The 4,143-nt window shown below is 53.6% G+C and carries 5 protein-coding genes; 2 read left to right on the top strand and 3 right to left on the bottom strand.

Annotated elements, in window-relative coordinates; all coding sequences use genetic code 11:
* Positions 1 to 233: 233 nt before the first annotated feature.
* A complete protein-coding gene (locus DJ74_RS18655; protein ID WP_141212684.1) occupies positions 234 to 881 on the bottom strand; it encodes a hypothetical protein in 648 nt (215 codons plus the stop codon).
* 240 nt (positions 882 to 1,121) lie between these two features.
* Here DJ74_RS18655 and DJ74_RS07535 point away from each other — a divergent pair, with 240 nt between their 5' ends.
* Positions 1,122 to 1,304, top strand: coding sequence for a hypothetical protein (locus DJ74_RS07535; RefSeq protein WP_094526852.1), 183 nt, complete (start codon positions 1,122 to 1,124; stop codon positions 1,302 to 1,304).
* A 22-nt stretch (positions 1,305 to 1,326) separates the two neighbouring features.
* Here the strand turns inward: DJ74_RS07535 and DJ74_RS07530 are convergent, their stop codons facing one another.
* A complete protein-coding gene (locus DJ74_RS07530; RefSeq protein ID WP_094526851.1) occupies positions 1,327 to 2,067 on the bottom strand; it encodes a glycosyltransferase family 2 protein in 741 nt (246 codons plus the stop codon).
* A gap of 173 nt (positions 2,068 to 2,240) precedes the next feature.
* On the opposite strand from DJ74_RS07530, the gene DJ74_RS18650 reads away from it, so the two are divergent.
* The gene (locus DJ74_RS18650) at positions 2,241 to 3,275 is read left to right on the top strand and encodes a hypothetical protein (RefSeq protein WP_141212683.1); all 1,035 of its coding nucleotides are present in this window, start codon (positions 2,241 to 2,243) and stop codon (positions 3,273 to 3,275) included.
* Here the strand turns inward: DJ74_RS18650 and DJ74_RS07525 are convergent.
* Positions 3,272 to 3,886, bottom strand: coding sequence for a DDE-type integrase/transposase/recombinase (locus DJ74_RS07525; protein ID WP_094526850.1), 615 nt, complete (start codon positions 3,884 to 3,886; stop codon positions 3,272 to 3,274). The two genes, DJ74_RS18650 and DJ74_RS07525, sit on opposite strands and share 4 nt — an antisense overlap.
* Positions 3,887 to 4,143 lie beyond the last annotated feature (257 nt).

Genomic DNA, 4,143 nt, shown 5'->3' with positions numbered 1-4,143 from the left:
TTTGGTCAGTTTCGAGAGATTGTCCTAAAGGCTGCCATCAGAAACATCGAGCAGTCTCTCACCGCCTGAACTACGTGAATTCGAGCGTCTAAACAAGGCCTAGGGCGCGTATCTCGCACAAGATCATCTCCATATTCGACTCAGGTCGGGTTGGTCAACACACAGGCTTCAGCGAATAGCTGTTTCAGACGAGAATGTATCTAAAAAATAGGTTCTCAACATGGGCCATTAATTCACGACGCGACTCGTTTGATCTCAATTCGACCGTGGTTCGCTCTGTTCGGCCCGGTGTAGTAGGTCCCGTTCAACGTCTCCGCATCTGAATCATATTTGAGTGTCGTTGTCCCTATATGCGACCCGAGTTCGTCGTGTAGGTCGTTTCCCGGGTTGTCAAAATTGTACGTCACAGTCGGCGTTCCCCCGTCGTCGGTGAGGATCGTTGCTCCTGTGCTGTTTGAGGTAGAATTGGGCCCCTCAAACGTGATGCGGATTCGATCCCACGATTGGGCAATATCCATTTTAACGTTCATCTTGACAAGCCTATACCCAAGTTCATTAGTACCAACCACATCCTCGGAATCGTACTCTTCTGTATCTGTATAGAGGTTCCCTTGCCACTCACCACTGAGATCGGGCGGTAAACCAATCAGCAGCGAAATCGGGTAGATGTTCCATAGCACTTTCGACACAACGAGATACACTACCGTTGCCGCAAACACGAACGAGATCGCCACTTCACGGAACAGTTCGAAGCCGATCACTTTAGCCAACGCAGGGCCGATATTCGTCGCAATGAAAACACCAACGGCTCCAAATCCAAAGAGGGTGATCCGCCGGCGTCGGGGCTGGTCAGTCGAAAATCCGTGAGCGCCTCGGATCACAGGTCCTCAAACAAAGACCGCATCTCTTCGATGAATTTCTCAGCGCTGCCAGCGTCCCACGGCGATCGGCGCCGTATAGCCATGATCGGTGCTGTGGTTCTGATGTGGTCTCATTTCTCGAATTGAGTCCGATAGACGAACGGCTCCGCAGCCGCCTTCGGAGTTTTCAAGTCCTGCCATCAGATCGCTCGGCCAGTATGACGGTGGCATCGGAGGCTCCTCGCCTTCACTGAAGTCAACTTGCCAGTAGACGACTTCTTCCTCATCGCCATCGTCTCCATCGTCCTCGTCGGGATCATCGCCATCGCCCGGCAGCAACACAACGCCGTCACGGCTGCGCTCGCAGCGTTCGACACGTTCGATTTTACAGGCGACGTAGCGAAACTCGTGGTCCAGTACAGCGCGGAAATCTCGTTTCAGTGATTGAACAGCGCGCTCATGCCGTCTACCTAGTGAGCAGTCCCTTGACCCGGCCGGCAGTCCTCGCCACTGTCGCCCCTGCACGGGTAATGACACACGGTACCGTACGACCCACATAGTTCCCGGGCCGCAGCGCCTCCGTAACCGTCTGCTGGATCTGTTTCCGCCGCGGGACGCCAGTCTTGTCCCAGTAGTACGGCGTCATTGTTTCCAGCTTGTACTGCTTCCGCCAGTAATCCGGGATTGACTTGGCGTACGAATGTTCAACGACCATCTCGGGATTGTAGTATATGTGGTAGTTCTCGCGGACCCGTCGGGCGAGCTCCTTCTCTTCGTGTCCCCAGCCCATCTGTTCGTCCCAATAGCCGACGTCCTCGAACACCTCCGCTCGGACTGCCATGTTGCAGCCCCAAAAGTGGTCGACGTACGCCGATTCGTCGCCGATCCAGAACTCGTAGTGGTCGGTGAAGTGCCGCGAGAAGATATCGTCCCGCGGGTGAATCGTACGACCTGCGACGGCCGCCTCGCGGTCCAGCGTCTCGTTCGCCCGTGAGAGATACTCCGGTCGGGGGCGGGAGTCGTCGTCAAGGAATACGATCTTGTCCGCGCTCGCTCGCTCGATGCCCGCGTTCCGCGCTCTGGTCACGGGGTGTTCGTCTTGGATGAGTTCCTCGTAGTCGTCGAAGTCGCCCCGTCGGAGGTACTCGACTGATTTGACGTCCTCGCGGGGTTTCAGAGTCGGGATGACGACGCTCACCGCTACCATCAGTACTATTTTATTTTACCGCTACCACATTAGTATGTGTTACTTAGCGGGCGGTATTCACACGAGTATCTTTTAAGATCAGTATCTGCAGAAAACGCCGTTTGTTTTATTTTAACTATGTAGCGAGTGTGAAACCTGTGTATAGCTTTATTTGATCGCATAAATTACATTTTATGTCAGAACGAGATGAGTTAGAGACAGGTTCTCAACCGAACGAGAGTCGTGGAGGCAGTCAAACCACGCACCGACGCGACCTGCTCAAAGCGGTCGGCGTGGGAGCCATTGGTCTCTCCGGTTTAGCGAATGCGACTGGCCGTGTATCCGCCGACCAGATTGCCATCGAAGACTGGAACGATTTAAGATCTCTTAGGCTTGGACAAGACAACACTCTGGTCGCTGACTTGGACATAGACACTCCCGGTTACGAGGAATATATTGAGGAACCTGCTGGCGGGTGGGAGCCGCTTGTTAACAGTATGGTCACACTCAACGGGAATGGACACACGATTTCCGACTTGGTAATCAACCGGCCGAATGAGGACGATGTTGGCTTGTTTGGTAGATTGGAAATTGGAGGGATAGAGAATCTCTCAGTTAGAGACGCGGATATCACCGACGGAGGCAGTGTCGGGACACTCATAGGATATGGTGCCCAGTGCTCAGTAGTCAACTCAGACACGACTGGTTCAGTCAGCGGTGGCGGGATTGTTGGCGGTTTTATAGGCAGAGCGGAGAATGGAGCAGAAGTAAGGGATTCGCATACCGAACAGCAGATTAATCCTGGTGGTGGCAGCGTTGGTGGGTTCATCGGGATATGTGCCCGCGGTAGCGTATTGAACTCGCATGCGACGGAGCCGGTTGACAGCAGTGGATCTGGAAAAACCGGCGGTCTCGTTGGAGACGCCTTTGAGGCCTCGATCAGAGATTCATATGCAACGGGAGCGGTCAGCGGAGGTGACAGCGTTGGTGGTATTGTTGGTAGCATTGGAAATGGTGGTACCGTCGAGAGGTCGTATGCAACTGGCGCGGTCAGTGGAGGTGACAGCGTTGGTGGTTTAGTTGGGTTTCTGGGTTTAGGCGGCGTGACCAACTCCTATGCAGCCAATTCAGTAGATGGCGAGGATGGTGTCGGTGGGTTGGTCGGTTCCGTTACGGATTTTAATGACTTTTATGATTTTACTCATTCATACGGAGGGTGTCAAGGTTAGATGATGGCATTGTGGAGAGCTGCGAAGGCTTTGACCCAGCGGTCTACTGATTTCCAGGAGCTATTGTGGGGGAACCGGCTATAGAAGAGCCTGGTTCGGTACTTGAGAAGGCCGAACCAGGCTTCGATCAAAAACCGTTCCCCCCACGTTTCACGACGTGAGTCACAGAGATCGAGGTCATCGAGTGCCCAGTTGTACCACGGTCCACGATCCACGAGAACAACTGGTTCACCACGACACCGCTTGAGAACTTGTTTGACGAACAGCAAAGCGTCGAGGTCAGATCGGCCGGGAGAGACCTCGATGTGGATGACTTCGAACGTCTCCACATCGACTGCGGCCCAGATGTAGACCTCGGTCTCTTCGATCTTCAACTTGGTCTCGTCGATAGCGACAGTCGAATGGTAGTCGGGATCTGGATCGAAGAGGTGCGCCAACCGATGATACCACTGGCGCACGGCCTCGTATGAACGCCCGACCACCCGCTCAACGCGCCGATACGAGAGGCCGGCATGATATAAGAACGCTGCTTCGACGCGCTGTTCCGTCGGCGTATCTTCACGCGAAAATACTTCTTGATCGCGTGCTTTCTCAACCACGCGGTCGAGCATCTTCGAGTCACCAACTCACCCTTGCTCGGCCGCACTCTTCACGCTAAGATTGACACCCTTACTGCAATTGCTGTGTATATTAAGCGCAGCAGCCTTGATTTCCGATCCATCCCTAAGTTCGTCCTGGTAGTTATCTTTGGATATATTGTCAGCCTTATTGTTCGTGTCTCCGTCAAAGGACTACTAAAGAGGATCAATCACCGTGGGGTAACTCATAAAGTATCTACTGGGGGATTAGGGTGATGTTAAGTTAAGAA

Origin of the sequence: Halorubrum sp. Ea8, from assembly GCF_002252925.1 — an archaeon.
In the GTDB taxonomy this organism is placed as follows: domain Archaea; phylum Halobacteriota; class Halobacteria; order Halobacteriales; family Haloferacaceae; genus Halorubrum.
Note: the sequence above shows the minus strand (reverse complement) of the source record. Positions and strands in the feature narration are given on the sequence as shown.